The sequence below is a fragment of the Paraburkholderia caribensis genome (assembly GCF_002902945.1).
GTDB classification, from domain to species: Bacteria; Pseudomonadota; Gammaproteobacteria; order Burkholderiales; family Burkholderiaceae; genus Paraburkholderia; species Paraburkholderia caribensis.
This window is the reverse complement of sequence record NZ_CP026101.1, coordinates 2863559-2884741: the sequence shown is the minus strand read 5'-3', so window position 1 is coordinate 2884741 and position 21183 is coordinate 2863559. Positions and strand designations below refer to the sequence as shown.

Annotated in this window: 17 protein-coding genes; 7 read left to right on the top strand and 10 right to left on the bottom strand. The window is 63.9% G+C overall.

The window, feature by feature from the left end; translation table 11 throughout:
- Positions 1 to 16: 16 nt before the first annotated feature.
- From C2L66_RS12765 to C2L66_RS12755, 3 genes are all read right to left on the bottom strand, one after another.
- A complete protein-coding gene (locus tag C2L66_RS12765; protein ID WP_060599748.1) occupies positions 17 to 1042 on the bottom strand; it encodes a LysR substrate-binding domain-containing protein in 1026 nt (341 codons plus the stop codon).
- A 269-nt stretch (positions 1043 to 1311) separates the two neighbouring features.
- On the bottom strand, positions 1312 to 1956 hold the full coding sequence (locus tag C2L66_RS12760) for a 2-hydroxychromene-2-carboxylate isomerase (protein ID WP_060599749.1): 645 nt from the start codon (positions 1954 to 1956) through the stop codon (positions 1312 to 1314).
- Positions 1957 to 2124: 168 nt separating this feature from the next.
- Positions 2125 to 3669 carry a TAXI family TRAP transporter solute-binding subunit gene (locus C2L66_RS12755; protein WP_060599750.1) on the bottom strand — a complete coding sequence of 515 codons (1545 nt, stop codon included), beginning with the start codon at positions 3667 to 3669 and terminating at the stop codon, positions 2125 to 2127.
- Positions 3670 to 4216: 547 nt separating this feature from the next.
- Here C2L66_RS12755 and C2L66_RS12750 point away from each other — a divergent pair.
- From C2L66_RS12750 to C2L66_RS12740, 3 genes are all read left to right on the top strand, one after another.
- Positions 4217 to 4573: a BON domain-containing protein gene (locus tag C2L66_RS12750; protein ID WP_060599751.1), complete on the top strand. Its 357-nt coding sequence runs from the start codon at positions 4217 to 4219 to the stop codon at positions 4571 to 4573.
- A gap of 576 nt (positions 4574 to 5149) precedes the next feature.
- Positions 5150 to 7282, top strand: coding sequence for a 3-hydroxybutyrate oligomer hydrolase family protein (locus C2L66_RS12745; protein ID WP_060599753.1), 2133 nt, complete (start codon positions 5150 to 5152; stop codon positions 7280 to 7282).
- A 221-nt stretch (positions 7283 to 7503) separates the two neighbouring features.
- Positions 7504 to 7758: a hypothetical protein gene (locus tag C2L66_RS12740; protein ID WP_054928828.1), complete on the top strand. Its 255-nt coding sequence runs from the start codon at positions 7504 to 7506 to the stop codon at positions 7756 to 7758.
- Positions 7759 to 7789: 31 nt separating this feature from the next.
- On the opposite strand, the gene C2L66_RS12735 is transcribed toward C2L66_RS12740, so the two are convergent.
- A complete protein-coding gene (locus C2L66_RS12735; RefSeq protein ID WP_054928827.1) occupies positions 7790 to 8578 on the bottom strand; it encodes a sulfite exporter TauE/SafE family protein in 789 nt (262 codons plus the stop codon).
- Positions 8579 to 8874: 296 nt separating this feature from the next.
- On the opposite strand from C2L66_RS12735, the gene rarD reads away from it, so the two are divergent.
- Positions 8875 to 9750, top strand: a complete 876-nt coding sequence (rarD, locus tag C2L66_RS12730) for an EamA family transporter RarD (RefSeq protein WP_060599755.1) — start codon at positions 8875 to 8877, stop codon at positions 9748 to 9750.
- A gap of 38 nt (positions 9751 to 9788) precedes the next feature.
- Here rarD and C2L66_RS12725 read toward each other — a convergent pair whose 3' ends face one another.
- The 6 genes from C2L66_RS12725 to C2L66_RS12700 form a co-directional block, all read right to left on the bottom strand.
- Complete coding sequence (locus tag C2L66_RS12725) at positions 9789 to 10466, bottom strand: LysE family translocator (RefSeq protein WP_060599757.1); 678 nt, start codon at positions 10464 to 10466, stop codon at positions 9789 to 9791.
- A 796-nt stretch (positions 10467 to 11262) separates the two neighbouring features.
- The gene (locus tag C2L66_RS12720; RefSeq protein WP_060599759.1) at positions 11263 to 14310 is read right to left on the bottom strand and encodes an efflux RND transporter permease subunit; all 3048 of its coding nucleotides are present in this window, start codon (positions 14308 to 14310) and stop codon (positions 11263 to 11265) included.
- Positions 14311 to 14320: 10 nt separating this feature from the next.
- Positions 14321 to 15472, bottom strand: coding sequence for an efflux RND transporter periplasmic adaptor subunit (locus C2L66_RS12715; RefSeq protein WP_054928824.1), 1152 nt, complete (start codon positions 15470 to 15472; stop codon positions 14321 to 14323).
- A 93-nt stretch (positions 15473 to 15565) separates the two neighbouring features.
- Positions 15566 to 17128 (bottom strand): efflux transporter outer membrane subunit, encoded by a 1563-nt coding sequence (locus C2L66_RS12710; protein WP_060599761.1) that lies wholly within the window; start codon positions 17126 to 17128, stop codon positions 15566 to 15568.
- A gap of 336 nt (positions 17129 to 17464) precedes the next feature.
- Positions 17465 to 17935: a ferritin-like domain-containing protein gene (locus tag C2L66_RS12705; RefSeq protein ID WP_054928820.1), complete on the bottom strand. Its 471-nt coding sequence runs from the start codon at positions 17933 to 17935 to the stop codon at positions 17465 to 17467.
- A 92-nt stretch (positions 17936 to 18027) separates the two neighbouring features.
- Positions 18028 to 18309: a hypothetical protein gene (locus C2L66_RS12700; protein WP_060602486.1), complete on the bottom strand. Its 282-nt coding sequence runs from the start codon at positions 18307 to 18309 to the stop codon at positions 18028 to 18030.
- A 322-nt stretch (positions 18310 to 18631) separates the two neighbouring features.
- On the opposite strand from C2L66_RS12700, the gene C2L66_RS12695 reads away from it, so the two are divergent.
- From C2L66_RS12695 to C2L66_RS12685, 3 genes are all read left to right on the top strand, one after another.
- Positions 18632 to 18925, top strand: a complete 294-nt coding sequence (locus C2L66_RS12695) for an EF-hand domain-containing protein (protein WP_060599763.1) — start codon at positions 18632 to 18634, stop codon at positions 18923 to 18925.
- 80 nt (positions 18926 to 19005) lie between these two features.
- Positions 19006 to 19719: a response regulator gene (locus tag C2L66_RS12690; RefSeq protein WP_060599765.1), complete on the top strand. Its 714-nt coding sequence runs from the start codon at positions 19006 to 19008 to the stop codon at positions 19717 to 19719.
- Positions 19716 to 21113, top strand: a complete 1398-nt coding sequence (locus C2L66_RS12685; RefSeq protein WP_098021515.1) for an ATP-binding protein — start codon at positions 19716 to 19718, stop codon at positions 21111 to 21113. Before C2L66_RS12690 ends, C2L66_RS12685 begins: the two co-directional genes overlap by 4 nt.
- Positions 21114 to 21183: the final 70 nt, after the last annotated feature.

The window sequence follows — 21183 nt, the reverse complement described above, 5'->3', positions numbered from 1 at the left end:
CAGGCGGGCGCTTGATTTACCGAGCGGTTCCTCCCACGGGCGCAGCGGGGTGACTTGCGGCGTCCGTTTTTTTCTCCCCCGTCGATTCCTTCGCCGCCCCGCGCGCGCGCCGCGCCTTCTTCGCCACCAGCATCTCCGACACTTGCGCCATCAAGCTGCGCAACCATTCGATGTCGCTAGGCCGGTCCGGCTGCGGATGCCACATCTGGTAGCACTTGATGCGCGGAAACGGAATCGGCACATCGACGACGGCCAGCGGCAGCATCTCCGCATAATGCAGCGCAAAGCGGCGCGTCGTCGTGAAGATGAGGTCCGATTGCAGCAGCACCTGCGGCACGAGCCCGAAGTACGGCAGTGTCGCGACAATGCGCCTCGCCGCCTGCGCGCGCGCAAAGCCCATATCGATCGCACCGCCGCGCGCGCCGCTGTAGTGAGCGGGCGCGAGATGTGGCGCGGCGAGATAGGCGTCGCGCGTGAGCGGCGCTTTCGCGAGCGGATGATCGGCGCGCATCATGCACACGACGGTATCGGAGAACAGGTCGCTGCGCTCGAAGCGCCCGTCGGGCTTCGGCCAGTTGCCGATCACCAGATCGAGCTCGCCGGCATCGAGCGCGCACGCATGATCGAGCAGCGGGCCGAGCGACTCGATCTCGAGCCGCGCATGCGGCGCCGCCTCGCGGAATTGCGCGATCACGGTCGGCATGAAGAAGTCGTTCAGATAGTCGGGTGCGGCGATGCGGAACGTGCGGCGCGAGCGAGCCGGATCGAAGTCGCCGTGCGGCGTCGCGACGAAATCGACGTCGCGCAATACCTTCTGCACCGACGCGAGCAGCGATTCACCGTACTCCGTCGGCACCATGCCCGACTTGCCGCGCACGAGAATCGGGTCGTTCAGCGTTTCGCGCAGCTTGCGCAGCGCGGTGCTGATGGCCGGCTGCGTCTGGTTCAGCCGTAACGCGGTCTGCGTGACGCTGCGCTCGACGAGCAGCGTGCGCAGCACACGCACGAGCCAGATATCGAGTGAAGCGGCGTTGTCGTCCATGAATCGGCGGGGCGGGGAAGGCCCTTTGAAGGCTTTCGAATGCGTGTGTCGAACGGTGCATTGCGCATGCCGCGGCGTCCTCGTGCCCGACGCCTCGCCGCATGCGCGCGAAGCTATAACCTTAGGCCGTTTTGCCCTGCGCGGGCCATAGCGCATGCCCTATGACGGGCATCACGGCTGGCGATTCGCCCACTTGCCGGGCACCACGCTATGTCACGCGATGCAAGGCAGCGCACCCGGCGCCGGCCGGCGAACCCCGTCAAGCGCGCTCAGGCCTTCGACAGCGCCGACGGCAGCGACGTGATCCGCTTCACTTCCTTCGAGTCGAGCCAGTTCGGCGTACGCGCGCAATAGAGCACCATCGGCAGCGCGTCTTCGCCCCAGAACAACTGCTTGTTCAGCCAGAACGTCGGCACGCCGAACACGCCGATCGCAATGGCGTCGGTACCATTGCGCATCAGCTGCGCGCGCGTCGCCTCGCGCTCGATCAGTTCCTGGCCATTCGGCACGTTCAGCTTTTCGCACAGTGCGGCGAAGCCGTCGGCACTTGACGGGTCGCGTCCGTCGCGCCAGATGAAGCGGAAAATCTCCCGCACCGTTTGCAGGTCGGAGCCGAGCGCAATCGACAGCAGCATCGGTTTGGTCGAATCGAACGGATGCGCGGGCGGCATGCGGAACGGAATGCCCAACTGCTCCGCGCGAAAGAGCGCGTACCGGTACGTGAAAATGCGTTTCGCGGGCACGTCATACGCAACCCGCTGGCCCCAGTGGCGATACAGATCGTTCAGCAACACGGGCGTCAGCACGAACGGCAACTCGGGCCATTTGTCGTGCTGTTCAAGCAGCAGATACGAGAACGGTGAGACAAAGTCGTAAAACCACAGTGGCTGCGTGGCGTCGATGCCATCGGTCATGATGTCTCCCGGTTGCCGGAATCGGCGGGCCGTCGGCGATGAGCGCTCCGGCCCGTTGTGATTGTTTCGATCTTACGCGGAGCACGCCGCGTGCGCATCATTTCACAAAATGGCGTTACCGCGGCCACTGTTGGCGCGGCGTTGGCCGGGCGCACGCGCTCGCGGCCGTCAAGAGGTGCGGGCAGGATGGTCGCTGCCGGGCCTGGTTTCGCTATCGTCGCTTGAGTGGCTTTCGGGATTGTCGTGATGCGCTTGCGCCGCGTGGCTCTCGTGCATTGCCGCACGGGCTTCGGCGCGGCCAGCGGCGGGGCCTTCAGCCGCCGCGGCAGCCCTGTGAGGCGTGCTTGCCGCGTCCGAATCGCGTGTGAGGCGCGCCCGCACGAAGCCGATATGCTCGCGCAGCACATAGAACTGATCCGCATACGCAAGCGGCATCTTCAGACCGTTGACCGATTCCTCGATCTTGTCCAGCCGCACGATGAGCGCCTCGCGCTCGGCCGCCGACGTCTCGTTGAGCGCCTCGCGCTCGATCGCGATCAGCGCGCCGTACCAGCGGTAGATGCGCGACTTCACGCGCCACGCATACAGCGACGGCACGAGCCGCAGCCCCGGAATCAGCACGACGATGATCGGCACCAGCACGACCAGCAGGCGGTCGGCGAGGCTCGCCAGCCAGAACGGCAGCACCCGGTACAGGAAGCTCTTGCCCGACTTGTAGTAGCGAGCGGCGTCCTCGCTGATCGGGAAGTCGTGCGCGAGCGGCGCGGGAAATTCGCCCGCCCGCTGCAATGCCGTCGCCTTGCCGTGCACTTCGTGCGCCGCATCGATCAGCAGATCCGACAACGCCGGATGCAGCGAATCGCGCGCGACCAGTTCGGCCGTCGGCGCGATCATGTGCAGCGTGGTCGACGGCAGGTTTTTGCCGAGATCGAACGAGCCCATCGGCATTTCGAGCTGCGTCAGATACGGGAAGCGTTTCGCGTAGGCGGGGGCTTGCGTGAAGTCGTAGAACTGCACGCCCGCCGTGCGATACAGCTTGCCCATCACGGGCGGCTGCGCGGAGTCGCCCGTCAGGATCGCCGCGTCGATCTTGCCTTCCGTCAGCGCTTTGGCTGCGTCGTCGCCGGACAGCGGCAGCAGCTTCGTCGGGCCGTCGGGCGTGATGCCGTTCGCCTTCAGCAACTGCAGCGCGAGCTCGCGCGTGCCGCTGCCTTCGGCGCCGATCGCGATGCGCTTGCCCTTGAACTCCGACAGCAGCGTGATCATCGGCCCGCGATAGAAGATCGCCACGGGCACATACGAGACGCTGCCGAGCGACATCAGATCGTCAGTTGTTTTGGACGGCGCGATGCCGTCCTGGACGAAGCCGACGTCGATGTCCGTGTGCGGGTCGGCCAGTCGCCGGTAGTTGTCCAGCGAGCCTTCCGTCTCCAGCACGTTGAGCGTGATGCGGTTGCGCGCGAGGATTTCCTTGTACTTCTGCGCGGCGACCCAGAAGGTGCTGCCCTTGGGTCCGGCCGCCATCGTCAGCGTGTTGGGCGGGGCGGGCTGGATCAGTCGCACGGCGACGTAGATCGCGATTGCGCTGATTATCAGGATGGGGCCGAACGATACGGCGAGATCGCGCCAGGAGATCGCCACGAAGCGGGCGACGAGGTGGGGCGGCTTGCGCTCAGAGGGGCGTTCCGGGCGACGTCCGTCGGAAGGCTTCATGGGAATGCTTGTGCTGTCGGATGAATTCGCGCCGATGGTACAGGAGATTGACGCCGCGGCGGCGCGTGCGGCGTGCGCGCGGGGCCGTAAACGCGTAACAAAAAGTGACCTGGAAAGACGGGATGCGGCTCACGGCGCCCCCACGGCGGGCCGTCGAAGCACATCTGGCACGGCCGTTCCGTTTTGCCCCGGACGGGAACGGGCCGCAACAGGAACCGTGCAGAACGCGCGATATCCTTTGCAGAACTTGCGCGGCTAGATTACATTGGCAACGCTGCCGCGCATCGACGTTGGCGCAGCGCGACCCGGCGAGACAGACGAGACCAGGGCACGCTGCCAACCGCGCGGCGCACGGCCGGTGTCATGCACCGCCGCGCGCTGGATCGCGCCGGCCGTCATCCTTTCCAATGCCTCTCTCGCAGACCGTGACAACGCTCCTGGCTCGCCATGCCTCGTCGCGCCTTCGCGCGCGCGTGCAGTCGGGCCTCACGTAGTCGTAACCAAGCCGCAGTCAAACGCGGTCCAAACCAAGCAAAAAGGAGAAGGTATGAAATCGGTCGATTTTCTGAAGGCACTGGGTGGTGTTGTCGCAATGGTTGTTGCATGCCACGCGTATGCCCAGGCAAGCGACTCCACGTCCACCGGCACGACGGCAACTGCACCTGCCGCCAATTCGAAGGCTGCCAAGTCGGAAAACCGCGCGCTGGGCAAGAAGGTCCGCTCGGCCCTCGCGAAGACGCAAGGCCTCGACGTGTCGAACATCAACGTCCGCGCCCGTGCCGGCGCAGTCACGCTGACGGGCACGGCCCCCGACAATGACCAGATCCAGAAGGCTGGCGAAGTCGCGAAGGGCGTGGCTGGCGTGACGTCGGTGTCGAACAAGATCAACGTCCAGCAGCAATAAGCGGCAAGGGCCGCGCCCGCGCAGGCCGGACCATGATCCGGCTCGCGGGCAGCCGTCAGCCGGTCGCCTGACGAACGGCACACTGCAATGTTGCTGCGTGCTTACCGGTCAGAATGACAAGCGGGCTCCCGTTTCGAACGGGAGCCCGTTTCGTTTTGGGAGCACTTCGTTGCGCGCGCATCCAGGCGGGCGTCAAAGCGCGCGCGGCAACGCGCAAGCGAAGGCGGCCCGGGCTCCACGAAACGGGACTACTCGCATAGCGTCTCTTTGCGTGGACATCGCCCGCATAGGAGGGGAGACGCTGGCGCGGCGGGCGTTTGCGGCTGTTTCAAGGTCACTGCGGCGGGCCTCGCCTGCCTGCCGGTGTCTCTGAATCAGGACGGCACGCGTGTTGACCCGCGCGTTTCTTCGCGTGCGAACCGGCGTCACGCAAGCCGTCGGGCGACGGCGCCGCGACGTACAGCAGATCGGCGCGAAACTTGCATTGGACCAGCCGCCGCAGCCGCGCCCGCTGCGCTGCATGCAGATATGCCGGCTGGTTGCGGATGGGCGCGATACGGCATCGACAACAAGACAATGGAGACGGTAATGACAGGGAAACTGTTGTTCAGACGTGCTGCCACTGCGCTTTGCTTCGCCACCACTTCGATCCTGCTCGCCGCGTGTGGCCACGGCGACGATCATCACAGCCAGACCGTCAACGCACTACCCTCGTTCGTGGTATCGGGCAGCGTGACCACGACGGCGTACGACGGCAACAGCGACGATCTCCTGACGGGTGGGCTCGGCAAGACGGGCCTCGGTTCCGCAACGGCGCCATCGTTCGCGAACGCGGCGAGTCCGACGGCGGCGGAGTTGCGCCGGCTCGCGATCTGGTCGAACTATCGCGCGCTCGTCGACATGTCGTCGAACGGCGGCTATGGCCGCTTCTGGGGGCCCAACGTCGATCTGAACGGCAACGACACGCTCGGCGAAGGCAAGATCGCCGGCACCGAGTACCTTGCGTACGCCGACAACGGCACCGGCAAGCAGAACGTGACCTTGATGGTCCAGGTGCCCGGCACGTTCGATCCGAATAATCCATGCATCGTCACGGCGACGTCGTCGGGCTCGCGTGGCGTGTACGGCGCGATTTCGGCGGCGGGCGAGTGGGGCCTCAAGCGCGGCTGCGCGGTCGCCTACACCGACAAAGGCAGCGGTAATGGCGCGGAAGAAATGCAGACGGGGCTCGTCACGCTGATGAACGGCACGCTGTCGACGGCAGCGGGCGCGGGCACGGCGAGCCTCTTCACGGCGAACGTGTCGTCGGCGAATCTGGCGTCGTTCAACGCCGGCTTTCCGAACCGCTACGCGTTCAAGCATGCGCATTCGCAGCAGAACCCCGAACAGGACTGGGGACACGACACGCTCGAAGCGATCCAGTTCGCGTATTGGGCGCTCAACCAGCAGTTCGCGCCGACCGTCAACAACAATGCACAGCAGCATGGCGTGCGATACGGCGCGGGCAGCATCACCACCATCGCGGCTTCCGTCAGCAATGGCGGCGGCGCGTCGCTCGCGGCCGCCGAGCAGGACACGCAAGGGTGGATCACGGCTGTCGTGGTCGGCGAGCCGCAGATCAACCTGAACATGGCGTCGGCGGCGAAGGTGTTCGAAGGCGGCGCGCAGATTCCCACGGCGGGCGCGCCGCTCGCGGACTACATGACCTACGCGAACATGCTGATGCCGTGCGCGGCAGCCGCGACGGCGGCGACGGGCGCGCCATATCTGACGGCGCTGCCGCTCGCGACCACCCAGGCGATCCGCACGGCGCGCTGCGCGTCGCTGGCGGCGGGCGGCTTCGTGAGCGGGGCGGACGCGGCGAGCCAGGCCAACGACGCGCTCGCGAAACTGCACGCTGCCGGTTACGAGTCCGACTCCGATCTGCTGCACGCGCCGATGTGGGATTCGCAGGCCGTGCCGGCCGTCGCTGTCACGTATGCGAACGCGTACACGAAGTCGAGCGTGACCGACAACCTGTGCGACTTCAGCTTCGGCACGACGAACGCGGCGACGGGCGCGGCGGGGGTCGCGCCAGCCGTCGCGCCGATGCCCTCGGTGTTCGGCCTCGGCAACGGCGTGCCGCCGACCAACGGCATCAACCTCGTCTACAACGTCTCGCCGGCGGGCGGCGCGGACCATCGGTTCGCCACGGCGGACGCCGCCTTCGCGGGTGCCGCGTGTCTGCGTGCGTTGTGGACGGCGGGCGACGCGCGCATGCAGCAGAACGTCAACGCGATCCGCGTGAACGCGAACCTGCACGGCAAGCCGGCCATCATCGTGCAGGGACGCAGCGATGCGCTCGTGCCCGTGAACCACGCGTCGCGCGCGTATCTGGCGATGAACAGCATCACGGAAGGCTCGAAGAGCCAGCTCGCGTTCTATGAAGTGCTGAACGGCCAGCACTTCGACGCGTTCCTGGGTGTGGCCGGTTTCGACACGCGCTTCATTCCGGTGCACTACTACAACATCCAGGCGCTGAACCTGATGTGGAATCACCTGAAGGGCGGCGCGGCGCTGCCGCCGTCGCAGGTGATCCGCACGGTGCCGCGCGGCGGCACGGCAGGCGCGGCGCCCGCGCTGACGACGGCCAATCTTCCCGCGATTTCGATGAACCCGGGCTCGGACGCGATTCAGGTCGGAGCGGGTGCGGTGAACGTGCCGAAGTGATGCGATAGAGGAAGCGGCTCGCCACGCGTGGTACGAAAAGCGGCGGGCCGCATGACACGCGTATGACAGAAATCCGAGCGTGTCGCGTCGCCTGAGAACGGACAGTGCGCCAGCCCTCGCCCAAACGCGACGGAGCTTCGTTCTTGTGCGCCGTGACACACAATTTACCCGTCGGGTGCAGTACTGTGAAGTTATCGACGAAGCTTCACGGAGCGACGGCCATGGACACGATCCGCTTCACCTACACCGACCTTCCCATCGGCGAGCGCGCTGCTTTCGAGCTGGTGTGCGCGCGCCACGGTTTTGCGCCCGCGCATTTCGACATCAGCGCAAGCGACGATCCCGACGACACCTCGCATCGCTCGCGTCTTCTGACGATCCGGCGCGGCGGCTGGGCGCAGTCCTATCACGAGGACACGGCTGGCCACTGGGTCCGGCAGTTCGAAACCGATCTGAACTGCCGCTTCTTCAAGTGATGCAGGCGAACGGCTGCGCGTCTGCTCGCGATCAGGACAGGACGAGTTTCACGCCGACGAGCGTCAGCGTCGCAGCAAGGAGATTGCGCAGCAATTTTTCGGGCGCCTTCGACGACAGATAGCTGCCGATCACGATGCCCGGCAGCGAGCCGACCAGCAGCGAGAGCAGCATCGACCAGTCGATCGAGCCGAGCAGCCAGTGCCCGGCGCCCGCCAGCAGCGTGAGCGGCACGGCGTGCGCGATATCGGAGCCGACGATGCGCATGGTCGGCAGCATCGGATAGAGCAGCAGCAGCACGGTGACGCCGATCGCGCCCGCGCCGACCGAGGTCAGCGACACCAGCACGCCGAGGATCGCGCCCGTCAGCATGGTCAGCGCGAGTGTGCTGCCCTGGCCCGTCGCGCGTTTGCGCGAGGCCGCGAGCTTCGTCAACTGAGGCCGGAAGATCAGCGCGATCGCGGTGATCAGCAGCGCCACGCCCAGCACGAGGGAAATCAGATGTCCGCCGCGCGTCGAGGTCATGCCGTAGCGGTGCAGCAGGATCAGCGTGACGGTGGCGGCGGGCACACTGCCTGCGGCGAGGCGCAGCGTCACCTGCCAGTCGATCGAGCCCTTCACGCCATGCACGAGCGTGCCCGTCGCCTTGGTCGCGGCGGCGTACAGCAGGTCGGTGCCGACGGCCGTTGCCGGATGGACGTTGAACAGCAGCACGAGGATCGGCGTCATCAGCGAGCCGCCGCCCACGCCCGTCAGTCCGACCAGAAAGCCGACGAACAGACCCGACGCGGAATACAGGAGATCGATATGGGGAAGTGCCATTGCGCGGACCGCGGACGGTCGTAAAAGGTTGCGGGCGAGCTTGCCGGTAGCCGTGCGTCCTGCTGCCGTTCAGATGATCCCAATGGATGTTCATGCTGGCTGGCGGCGCGGCGAAAGTCCGCTATTGTCGCAAAACCGGCGCTGCCGCGTACGAATGTGGGCGGATGCTGTGCAACGGGCCGTCCCGACAGACAGCTTACAATAAGCGTTTCGGGCGCCGGGGATTTGCCGAATGGCACGTCAGCGCGCCGCTTCTGCCTCCCGTTTCCGGTGCCTCCCATCCCAGACCGACAAAAATGAATTACGGCGTCGCCTACGCATTGCTCGCGTTCACCTTGTGGGGACTCTTCCCCATCTATTTCAAGTCGCTGCATCAGATTTCGCCGGTTGAGATGCTGGCACACCGGATGGTGTGGTCGATGCTGTTTCTGTTCATCGTGCTCACCGTGCGGCAGCAGTGGCGCTGGCTTGCGCCTGTGCTGCGCGATCGCCGGCTGCTGGCGCGCTTCGCCGCGAGCGCGCTGTTGCTGTCGACGAACTGGGGCATCTATATCTGGGCCGTCAACGCGGGGCATATCGTCGAGGCGAGTCTCGGCTATTTCGTCAATCCGCTGATCAACGTGCTGTTCGGCCTTGCGTTTCTCGGCGAGCGCTTGCGGCGCGTGCAGTGGCTTTCCGTCGCGGTCGCCGCGTGCGGCGTGTTGTGGCTCACGTGGGAAAACGGCCATCCGCCGTGGATCAGCCTTGCGCTCGCGTTCAGCTTTGCGGGCTATGGCCTGCTGCGCAAGACGGCGCAGTTGGGTGCGCTCGAAGGGCTGACGCTCGAAACTGTGCTGCTATTTCCCGTCGCCGTGCTGTATCTGTTGTTTGCGTTGTCGCATGGCGAGAGCGGGTTTGGCTCGGCGTCATTCGGCGTGAAGGTGCTGCTTGCGCTGGCCGGGCCGATCACGGCCGTGCCGCTGTTGCTGTTCGCGGCGGGCGCGCGGCGAATTCCGCTTTCGATGCTCGGGCTGATCCAGTATGTGACGCCGTCGTTGCAGCTGATCATTGGCGTGCTGATTTATCGCGAGCCGTTCGGGCAGGCGCAGCTGATCGGCTATGGCGCGATCTGGATTGCGCTGGCGCTGTATTCGCTCGATGGCTTGTGGCGCGCGCGGTTTGCGCGGGCTTGAGGCGTGGTTCGCCCGCGCATGGATTGCCTGTGTGGCGGTCAGATTGCGCGCTTGACCTCGACGATGCCGAACACGGCGAGCGCCAGCCCGGCGATGCGGTCGATGATCACGCGCAGCTTGTGGCCGATCGCATGCCGCGCGAGCGACACGGCCGTCACGAGCACGCACCACCACGCGATCGAGCCGCAGAACACGCCGAGCACGGTCGTGAGCGCGACACTCGATGAAAACGGACCGCGCGGCGCGAGCGTCGTGAAGAGGGCGGCGAACATGATGACCGTTTGCGGATTGGTGAGCGTGAGCAGCAGGGCGCTGGCGAAGGCTTTGATTGCGCCTGCGTGGCCGAAGTTGGCTAGTTTCCCTTCGGGGTTGTCGCTGCTGTTGCTGTTGCTGTTGCTGTTGCCGTTGCCGTTGCCGTTGCCGGCGGGGTCTTTTTGCAGCATCGTGCGGATGCCGAGATAGAGCAGGAATAGCCCTGCGATGATGTGAAGCGGCTTGTCGTAGGCCAGCATGAAGTGCGATACGCTCACCAGGCCTAGCGCAGCAATCAGGCCGTAGATGGCGTCGCCGCCGGCTATGCCCAGGCCGATTGCAAGGCCCGCGCGGGGGCCGTCCGTGAGCGTCCGGCGGATGCAGAGCATGCCCATGGGGCCGACTGGCGCGGCGACGGCGAGGCCTACACCTGCGGACGTCAGGAAGAGTGATGTGCTGAACATTTTTGCTCCTGTTTGGTTTTTTTTGTCTGCGACGCTGGGTGGGGTTTGGACTTTGCGCTGGCATCTGCGATTTGCTTTTTGCTTTGCGCTGGCATCCGCGATGCGTTATCTCGCTTCAAGCGTCGCCCCTGTGCGGGGCGGCACCTACTTTTCTTTGCCGCCGCAAAGAAAAGTAGGCAAAAGAAAGCGGCTCACACCGCCAGCCCTTGACGTTTGCCCACGGGCCCCCAACGTGCCCACACTTCACACGATAACGCACTTCTTCACGTTCGTTGCCAACGCTCTCTCCGTGCGCCTCACCCGCTTCATATACCCGCGTCACAGCACGCGGCGCCAGACAGTCCACCGCCGCCCAGGTGGCAAACTGTGTGTCGGCTTTCGCGCCATACGCGCACCACTCCGGACCGATAGCGCACGCATCCCACCCTGTAAGAGCGCCGAGCTATACGACGCGACAACCTACACACAGTTTGCCACCTGGGCGGCACATACCATTCGCTGCCGCTGGCTCATGTATGGGTGTTCGAAGTGGGTGAGGCGCCTGTTCGACGCGCTGGCAACGAACATCAGTCACGTGATTGCCGTGTGAAGCGTAAGAACCTTTGGGGGCCCTCAGGCAAGAATTAGCACTGGCGGTGTGAGCCGCTTTCTTTTGCCTACTTTTCTTTGCGGCGGCAAAGAAAAGTAGGTGCCGCCCCGCACAGGGGCGACGCTTGAAGCGAGCTAACGAAACGCGGATGCCAGCGCAAACACAAGCAAACCAAACCAAACCAAACCAAACCAAACCAAACCAAACTCAGACCGAACGGCTCCTATCCCTATGATGATCAGCAGCCAAAAGCATATACATGGCAGGCACAACAAACAGCGTAAAAAGAGTCCCAATAGAAAGCCCGGAAAAAATCACAAGCCCCATGGCATTCCGCCCAGCGGCGCCAGCCCCTGACGCAATCACCAACGGCAAAACCCCAAGTACCATCGCCGCGGTAGTCATCAAAATAGGCCGCAACCGCACAGCCGCCGCCTCCTCGAGCGCCTCGCGTTTCAAGCGCCCCGCCCGCTGAAGCTCATTAGCAAACTGCACAATCAAAATACCGTGCTTGCTAACCAGCCCCATCAAAGTAACAAGCCCAACCTGCGTATAAATATTGAGCGTCGACAGCCCGAGATTAATAAAGATCAGCGCCCCAAACAACGCCATCGGCACAGAAACAAGAATCACCACAGGATCGCGAAAACTTTCGAACTGCGCGGCAAGCGCGAGAAACACGATGATCGTCGCGAACATCAACGTAATGACAAATCCGCCCGACTCCTGCACGAACTGCCGCGACAACCCCGAGTAATCCGCGCTATAACCGGTCGGCGCGGCATCGGTGGTGGCCTTGCGCAAAAAGTCGAGCACTTCCCCCTGCGAAATCCCCGGCGCAATCACCCCGGAAATCGTCGCCGAGTTCAACTGCTGAAAGTGATTGATCGACTCCGGCACCACGTTCTGCTTCAAACTCGTCACAGTCGAAGCCGGTATCACACTGCCATCCGGCGTGCGCAAATAATAGTCAAGCACCTGCGACGGATTCAATCGATCCGTTTGCAACACCTGCGGAATCACCTTGTACGAGCGCCCCGCAATCGAAAAGTAATTCACGTAGTTGCCGCCCAGCGCCGCACCCAGCGCCTGCCCGACATCGCTCTGCGTGAGCCCAAGCGACGCAACCTTATCGCGATCCACGACCAGCACGCTCTCCGGCTTGTCGATCTTCAGATCACTATCGACGAAAAAGAACATGCCGCTCTCGCGCGCCTTCTGCAGCACGGTCTGCGAGACTTCATTCAGATTCTCGAACGGCTCCGTCGTGCTGATCACGAACTGCACAGGCAAGCCCTGTGCGCCGGGCAACGGCGGAAACTGGAACGCGGCCACCCGCGCGCCCGCAATGCCGTTCCACTTCTCCTGCAACTCCTGCTGCAACTGCGTGGCGTTCTTCTTGCGCTTGTCCCAGGTCTTGAACAGAACGCCGCCAATCCCCTGATTCAGCGTCGGCGCGCCCGTCAGCTGGAACATCTGCGAATACTCCGGCATACCCTTCGAGATGTCGAACACCTGGTCCGCGTAGGTCTGCATCTGTTGGATCGTGGCATTCGGCGGCCCCTGGATCTGCGACAGCACGATGCCCTGGTCCTCCTGCGGCGCAAGCTCCGATTGCGATGTCATGAACAGATACACGGTCCCGCACAGCAGCAGCGCCCCCATTACGATGAACACGGGCCACGTGTCGAGCATCGAATGCAGGAGCCGCCCGTAGCCGTGATGCACGCGCTCGAACTGTCTGTCGACGAAACGCGCGAAACGTCCCGACTCCTGATCCATGCGGAAAAAACGCGAGCACATCATCGGCGACAGACTCAGCGCGATCACACCCGATACAGCCACGGCGCCCGCCAGCGTGAACGCAAACTCGGTGAAAAGCGCGCCCGTCAAACCGCCCTGAAAACCGATAGGCAGATACACGGCGATCAGCACGACCGTCATCGCAAGAATCGGCCCGCCCAGTTCGCGCGCGGCGATCATCGCGGCTTCGAATGGCGGCTTGCCTTCCTCCTTCATATGCCGGTCGACGTTCTCGACCACGATGATCGCGTCGTCGACCACCAGTCCGATCGCGAGCACGAGCGCAAGCAGCGTCAGCAGGTTGATCGAATAACCGAGCAGCTGCATCACGAAGAACGTGCCGATCAGCGACAGCGGCATCGCGATCACGGGCACGATCACCGCACGGAAGCTGCCGAGAAACAGGAAGATCACCACCGTCACGATCAGCAGCGCTTCGACGAGGGTCTTCACCACTTCCTCGATGGCGGTGTTGATGAAGTCCGTCGCGTCGTAGACGATGTCGCCCGTCATGCCTGTCGGGAACTGCTTCTGCAGATCGGGAAAGATCGCCTTCACGCGCTTGGCCACATCGAGCACGTTCGCATCCGGCGCGACCTTGATGCCGATGAACACCGAGCGCTTGCCGCTGAACGCGACGTTGAAGTCGTAGCTGTCCGCGCCGAGCACGACATTGCCGACATCCTCGAGACGCACGATCGCGCCGTTCTTCTGCTTCACCACCAGCTTTCTGAAGTCCTCGACGGAATGCAGGTCGGTGCCCGCGTTCAGATCGACGCTGATCATCTGCCCTTTGGTCGTGCCGAGCGTCGCCAGATAGTTGTTGTTGCCGAGCGCCGTGAATACGTCGGAAGCCGTCACGTTGTGCGCCGCGAGCTTCGTCGAATCGAGCCACGCGCGCAATGCGAACTGCCGGCCGCCGAGAATTTCCGCCGTCTGCACGCCCTGCACCGAATCGAGCTTCGGCTTCACGACGCGCAGCAGATAGTCGGTCACGTTGTTGCTCGGCAGGACGTCGCTGTAGAAGCCCATGTACATCGCGTCGGTGGTCTGGCCGACCTGGACGGTCAGCACAGGCTGCTGCGCTTGCGGCGGCAACTGGTTGCGCACCGACGCGATCTGCGTGTTGATCTCCGTCAATGCGCGGTTGGAGTCGTAGTTCAGACGCAGTGTCGCGGTGATCGTGGAGAGGCCCGTCGTGCTCGACGACGACATGTAGTCGATGCCCTGGGCCTGCGCAATCGCCGATTCGAGCGGCTGCGTGATGAAGCCGGCCATCGTGTCGGCGCTCGCGCCGTAGTACGCGGTCATGATCGTGACCACGCCGTTTTCCGTCTGCGGATACTCGCTGACCTTGAGCGTCGACAGCGCGCGCAAGCCGAGCACGAGAATCAGCAGACTCACGACGGAGGCGAGCACCGGCCGTTCGATAAAGATATCGGTGAATTTCATCGGCGGCCTCTTATTGTTCCTGAGGCGTCGGGTTCGGGCTGTCGGCAGGCAGCACGCGGTTGTCGATCACGAGCGGCGTGCCGTTCTTCAGCTTCAACTGGCCACTCGTCACGACCTGCGTGCCTTCGCCGATGCCCTTGAGTATCGCGACCTGATCGCCGCGCGTCGGCCCTGGCGTGATGAACACCTGTTGCGCGATGGGCATGACCTTGCCATGCGCGTCCTTGTGCTCGCCCGGCTTGACCACGAACACGGTTGCGCCGTACGGGTTATAGGTGATCGCCGTTTGCGGCAGCGTCAGATAGCGTTCTTCGTTGCCCGCGTCGATCTTCACGTTCGCGTACATGCCGGGCAGCAGCTTGCGCTCGCGGTTGTCGACGCTCGCCTCGATCTGCACGTTGCGCGTCGTGTTGTCCACGCGCGGATTGATCGAGCGGATCTTGCCGTCGAACGTGCGGCTGCTGTACGCGTTGGTATCGACGACGACGGTTTGTCCGACCTGCAATTGCCCGAGTTGTTGCTGCGGCAGATAGAAGTCGGCGTAAATCGGATCGATGGCCTGTAACGTGACGATCGCGTCGCCGGGATTGATGTACTGGCCGGGATTCACGGTCGTGATGCCGACGCGTCCCGCGAACGGTGCGCGAATGGTTTTCTTCTCGACGAGCGCGGCCTGTTGATCGACCTGCGCGCGCTTGCTTTTGAGGTCGGCTGCATCGGCGTCGAGTTGCGCCCTGGCGATCGCCTGGATGTCGTACTGCGCCTTGTCGCGCTTGTACACGGTTTGCGCGAGTTCCGCGGCGGCTTGCAGCGAGGCGAGCAGCGCGCGGTCCGAATCGTCGTTCAGGCGCAGCAGCACCTGGCCTGCTTTCACTTCCTGCCCCGAGCTGAACGGAATCTCGCGGACGAGGCCCGGCACTTCCGTCGTCACGTCGACGCCGCGCACCGCGCGCAGGCTGCCGACGGCGGACAGTTGCGGCTGCCAGCTCTGATAGCGCGCGACAGCGGACGTCACGGTCGCGGCGGGCGCCGCATTGCTCGCCATGAACTTCCGGATCATGTGCGCCTTGAACAGGTTGAAGCCGACCAGCGCGGCGAGCAGCACGCCCACGCAGATCAGCATGATGATCATCCGCTTTGTCATCGGTCTTTTCGTCGTCATCGTCATGTCCTTGCACGGCAAACGGGTGAGGCACGAAACGCATCCGGCGGCGCTGCGGGCTCATCGCATGCGACGTGCGGCTACTGCAAGAAGTCAGTGCGGCGTGGCGGGGTTTGCCTGATTGGCTTGGCTCGTGGCCGCGTCGTTCCACCAGCCTCCGCCGAGCGACTGGAACAACGCTGCCGTGTCCGCATAGCGCGCGGCCTGCGCCTGCGCCAGATTCACGACGGTCTGCTGGTATTGACGCTGCGCATCGAGCAGCGCGAGATAACTGACGCCGCCGACGCGAAACTGGCCCCGCGTCAGATCGAGCGAAGCACTCGCCGCGCGCCATGCGTCCGTTTGCGCGGCGAGACCCGTCGCATCGTGTTCGAGCGCGCGCAACGTGTCGGCGACGTTCTGGAACGCGAGCAACACCGTTTGCCGGTATTGCGCGTTGGCCTGATCGAATGCGGCCTCGGCAGCGCGCTTTTGTGCGCTCAACTGGCCGCCATGAAAGAGCGGCTGCGTGATGCCCGCGCCGATGCTCCAGATCATGTCCGCGTACTTGAGCAGTCCCGCTGGCGTCAGCGCCTGCGGGCCGTAGCTTGCGGACAGCGTGATCTGCGGATACATGTTCGCCGTCGCCACGCCGACCTGGGCGCTTGCCTGATGCAGCGTGGCGTCGGCTGCGAGGATGTCGGGCCGCTGCCTGACCAGCGACGAAGGCAGAGTCACGGGCAAACTTTGCGGCAACGTGAACATCGACAGCCTGAACTCGGGCACGGCCGTGTCGCTTGGCGGCTTGCCTGCGAGCACGGCAAGCTGATGCCGGGTCTGATCGAGCGACTGACGCAGCGGCGGCAGCGTCGCGCGTGTTTGCGCGAGCAACGTTTCCTGCGAGAGCACGGCGGTGCGGCCCACGCCGCCCAGTTCGAACTGTTTGCGCAATACGCCGAGTTGCGCTTCTTCATCTGCGGCGATGCGTTCGGTCGAGTCGATCTGCTCGCGCAAGGAGGCCTCCTTGACCGCCGCCGTGACGATGTTCGCCGACAGGGCGAGATACGCGGCCTGCAACTGATAGCCCTGGTAATCGATCTGCGAGCGCAGCGATTCGAGTTCGCGCCGCGAGCCGCCGAACACATCGAGGTTATACGACACGTTCACCGACGCGTTATACAGGTTCAGCACTTGCGTGAGCCCCGGCTGGCCGAACGTGACCCCGTTGAACTTCTCACGCGTCGCGTTGAGCTTCGCATCGACGGACGGATACAACGCGCTGCCCACTTCCGCGCGATAGTTCTCGGCCGCCTGCCTGAGCGCCGCCTGCGCAGCGGCGACGTTCGGGCTGTTGGCGAGCGCTTCGCGTATCAGCGCGTCGAGCGGTTCGCAATGAAAGAGCGTCCACCATTGGGCGGGAATGTCCTGTGCTGCGACAAATCGCTGAGGCACACCGGATGCGCCCGGCGACGACGCTGTCTGATCGGGCAGCGGCGTGGGCGTATAGGTTTGCGTGGCGGGCGGTGCGGGCGTGCGGTAATCGGGGCCGACCATGCAGCCGGACAGGGGAAGCAATGATGCGCCGAGAATGGCGAGGGCTGCGCTGATCGAAGTGTCGAACGCGAAACGTGAAGGTCCATGCAAGCGACTGCGACTGCCATTGACGTCATCGATCATCTATCCACCCTGTATTACCTGCGCGGACTACGAACGAAATTACGAATGCAGAATTCAACAGCCTGATGCCGCGCATAGCCTAGCATGGGTCGTTGCAAACGAGATCATGCTTGCAGAAGCTTTAGGGGAATAGATCTGTTTTGCGGCGCTCAAACGTTAAATCAGCGCGGATGCAAAAAGACTGAAGCGCCGTATATGTCATCTTTTGACTTATGCGGCGCTTCTCGAGAGGCGGATAGAAGACGGACGATAAAGCGACGTGAATGCGGCGAGCCATTTGACAATTGAACGAGGCGCGCACGCTTGCGATTGCGCCCTTACAACGCGGCAAGAAACTCAATGCGCCGCGCCGCGCTCGCCCGATGTGCCGACCGTGCCGGGCTTGCGCAGCATCTTGTCCACTTCGCCCGCGTGCATCTCTTCGACTGCAATCATCTGCCGCGCATATTCTTCGAGCGCCACCGAGCGGTCCTTGACCAGCGCGAGCAGATCGCGATACAGGCCGAGTGCGACATCTTCCGCTGCGAGCGATTCGCGCAGGATGGTGGTGATGTCGGTCGTATGCGAGTCGAGCAGCGCACCGATACCTAGCGACGGATACTCGCCGAGCGTCGTGATCCATTCGCCCGCCTGATGCGCGTGCAGCAGCGATTCGTCAGCCTGCTGGCGCAGCCACGACACGATCGGAATGCGGCCAAAGCCGAACACGAGGAAGGAGTAGTGCGTATAGCGCACCACGCCTGCCAGCTCGGATTCGAGAATCTGGTTCAGCACCGCGATGACCTTGTCCTTTTCGATGTCCGGCATAGGGCTCTCCGCAATACTCGTCGACGACGATTGAGGCTTTCATTGTTGGCCTCGCCTGGGCAAAGATCAAGTGAATCGCGGCGCGAATACCGTCAACGGATGACGACGACTGGCACGGGAATCGTCGCATAGGGCAGCCGTATCGCGGGAGCGGGTGGCGGTACGACGGCAACGTAGGGCACGACAGGCGCCGCGGGCACGATGGGCACCACGGCAGGCGGTTGCGGCGGCACGTAATAGAGCGTACGCACCGGTGCGTAGACGGCGGCGGGCACATAGGCCGCATGAACGAAGACGGTGCCGGCAAAGGCGCTCGTCGAGCAGGCGATGCCCATGGCGGCGATCGCGGACGTATAAGCAGATCGAATGTTCACATGAAACTCCTGAAGCGAATGTCGGCACATGCGGTGTGAAATGCTGAAGAGGCGGCCGACGTGCAAACGATACGCAACGCCTTCCACGAAGGGCAGCGATTACTTGTTTCATTCGATGTCGGAAATAGCACGCCCATGTTTGAAGCGTCTGCTGCGTAATGCACGTTGCGCCGTGCACGAAGAGGGGCCGCTCACATGACATGGATCGACATAACTTTGAAATTGCCTTGAGCGTCCCGGACAACCAGAATTCGCTTCGCCAACGACGAATCGCAACACGACGTAGCGAAGAAGTTGAACGAACCGATGATGGAGATGGGAAATGAAGATGTTGATCGCTATTCTGGCTTTGTGCATTGCATCGACGGGCGTGATGGCCCAGACGGCGCCGCAACCGATGGCGGGATCGCCGCGCATGGAGCGCATGATGCAGCAGTTGCAGGAGCGCTTTGCGACCGCCAACACGACGCATGACGGCAAGCTGACGCTGGCCCAGGCGCAGACGGGCATGCCACGCGTCGCGCAGCATTTCGCCGAGATCGACACGCAGAAGCAGGGCTACGTGACGCTGGCGCAGATCGAGCAGTTCATGGCGCAGCGCGCGGGATCGCACTGACGGAAAAGCGGGTCGGCATGACGCTAAACTGTTGCAAGACGACTGCAACCCTAAGCCACCAAGCGACGAAGGAGCCTTGCATGGACCGACCCGCCCGCATCATCGTGCTCGACGACGAAGCGGAACTCCGCAACATGCTGCAGCGCTTTCTGAGCGGACACGGCTTCGAAGTCCGCGCCGTGGAAAACAGCAAACGGCTCGAGCGCTATTTGCAGCGCGAGCCGTATGATCTGCTGGTGCTCGATCTGATGATCGGCGAAGAAGACGGCCTGCAGATCTGCGCGAAACTGCGGGCAGAAGGGCACACGCTGCCCATTCTGATGCTCACGGCCAAGGGCGATCCGCTCGACCGTGTGATCGGCCTCGAAACGGGCGCCGACGATTACCTCGCGAAGCCATTTCTGCCGCGCGAACTGGTGGCGCGCATCAATGCGCTGCTGCGTCGCCAGAAAATCGCCTCGAACGATCCGACCGTCACCACGCAGACGCTGCGCTTCGGGGACTTCCGGCTCGATGTCGGCAAGCAGTGCCTCTACAAACAGGACGATCTTCTCGAGTTGCATTCGGCGCAGATGCTGCTGCTGACGGCGCTCGCCGCCTCGCCGAACCGCGCCGTGAGCCGCGACAATCTGATCGCGCGCGCAAGGGGGCGCGACCACGATGCGCTCGACCGCAGCATCGACGTGCAGATTCTGCGTCTGCGGCAGGCGATCGAAAGCGATCCGTCGAAACCGCGTTACATCAAGACAGTGTGGGGCGTCGGCTACATGCTCGTCGCCGACGTCGACGCATGAGTGCGCGCATGTTGCGGCGCTTCATGTCGCGCTTGCTGCCGCGCAGCGTGCTCGCGCGCAACATCGCGCTGCTGATCGTGCTGGTCGCGTTCACTCAGGTGTGCTCGCTGAGCGTGCTGATTCATTACGTGCAGAAGCCGCGCGTCGAGCGCGCTGCGGCCGTGTTCGGCACCTACATCAAGACGCTGGACAATGCGCTCGCCGCCTCGCCCGTGGACGCACGCGACACGCTCGTCGCGCGGCTCGATGCGCGCAGCGAGCCGCCAACGGAAGCTGTCATCGAGCCGCGTGTCCGCTTGCTCGCGTTCTACCGGACCTATCAGCTCGCGACCTTTCTCGACACGCTGCATCGCTATCTGCCGCCGGGCACCGAAGTGCGCTGGCAAGGCGCGCCGCATCCGCGCATGTGGATTCGCATGCATGTGGCGGGCACGCCATACTGGATCGGCCTGCAGGTGCCGGAAGAAGCGCAGGGCGGCGGCATGTTGACGGCGGTGCTGCTGTCGATCGGACTCGGGATGATCGCCGCGTTGACGGGCTTCGCGCTACAGGCGCATCTGAACCGTCCGTTGCAGGAGCTTGCGCAAGCGGCGCGCCGTGTCAGCGCGGGCGAAGTGCCGCCGCCGCTACCCGTCGACGGTCCGACGGAAATCGCCCAGGTGAGCGGCGCGTTCAATCAGATGACACAGGCGCTGCAGCAGGCGGAAGCGACGCGTGCGCTGATGCTCGCGGGCATCTCGCACGACATCCGCACGCCGCTGACCAAGCTGCGTCTCGCGATGGCGATGGCGAGCGACACGAACGGCGACGAAGCTTTCGTCGGCGCAGCGGAGTCGTATCTGGATCAGATCGATACGATACTTCAGCAGTTCATGGACTATGCGGGCAGCGGCGAGCGCGAGACGCCGCAACCGGGGGATCTGAACGCGCTGATCAGCCAGCTCGCCGCCGACTTCGCGGGCCTCGGACACGAGTTCGACCTGCAACTGGGCGAGTTGCCCGAGCACGCGTTCCGGCCCATCACGATGATGCGGCTCGTGATGAACCTGATGCAGAACGCCGTCGTGTACGGACAAACAGGTCTCGCCGTCAGGACGTGGGCAGACGCGCAAGCGATCCATGTGGCCGTGGCCGATCGCGGCAAGGGCTTGAGCGCGGAAGAACTGGAACGGCTGAAGGCGCCGTTTCAGCGCGGCAAGAACGCGCATGGCAAAACGGGTGGCACGGGGCTGGGGCTGGCGATCGTCGAACGCATTGCGCGGCTGCATGGCGGCACGCTGGCGTTTCATGCGCGCGAAGGCGGCGGGCTCGAAGTGTGGGCCGTGCTGCCGATTCAGCGCGATTCGCGCTCAGCCGATGCGGGCGAGCCATCGGCCACGCAACCGGCCAGTTGAACGCGCGAGACATTTCATGTGCGAGCGGCTAATCTGTCGGCTGTCTTGATCCCGTCGCCGGCGCACGGCG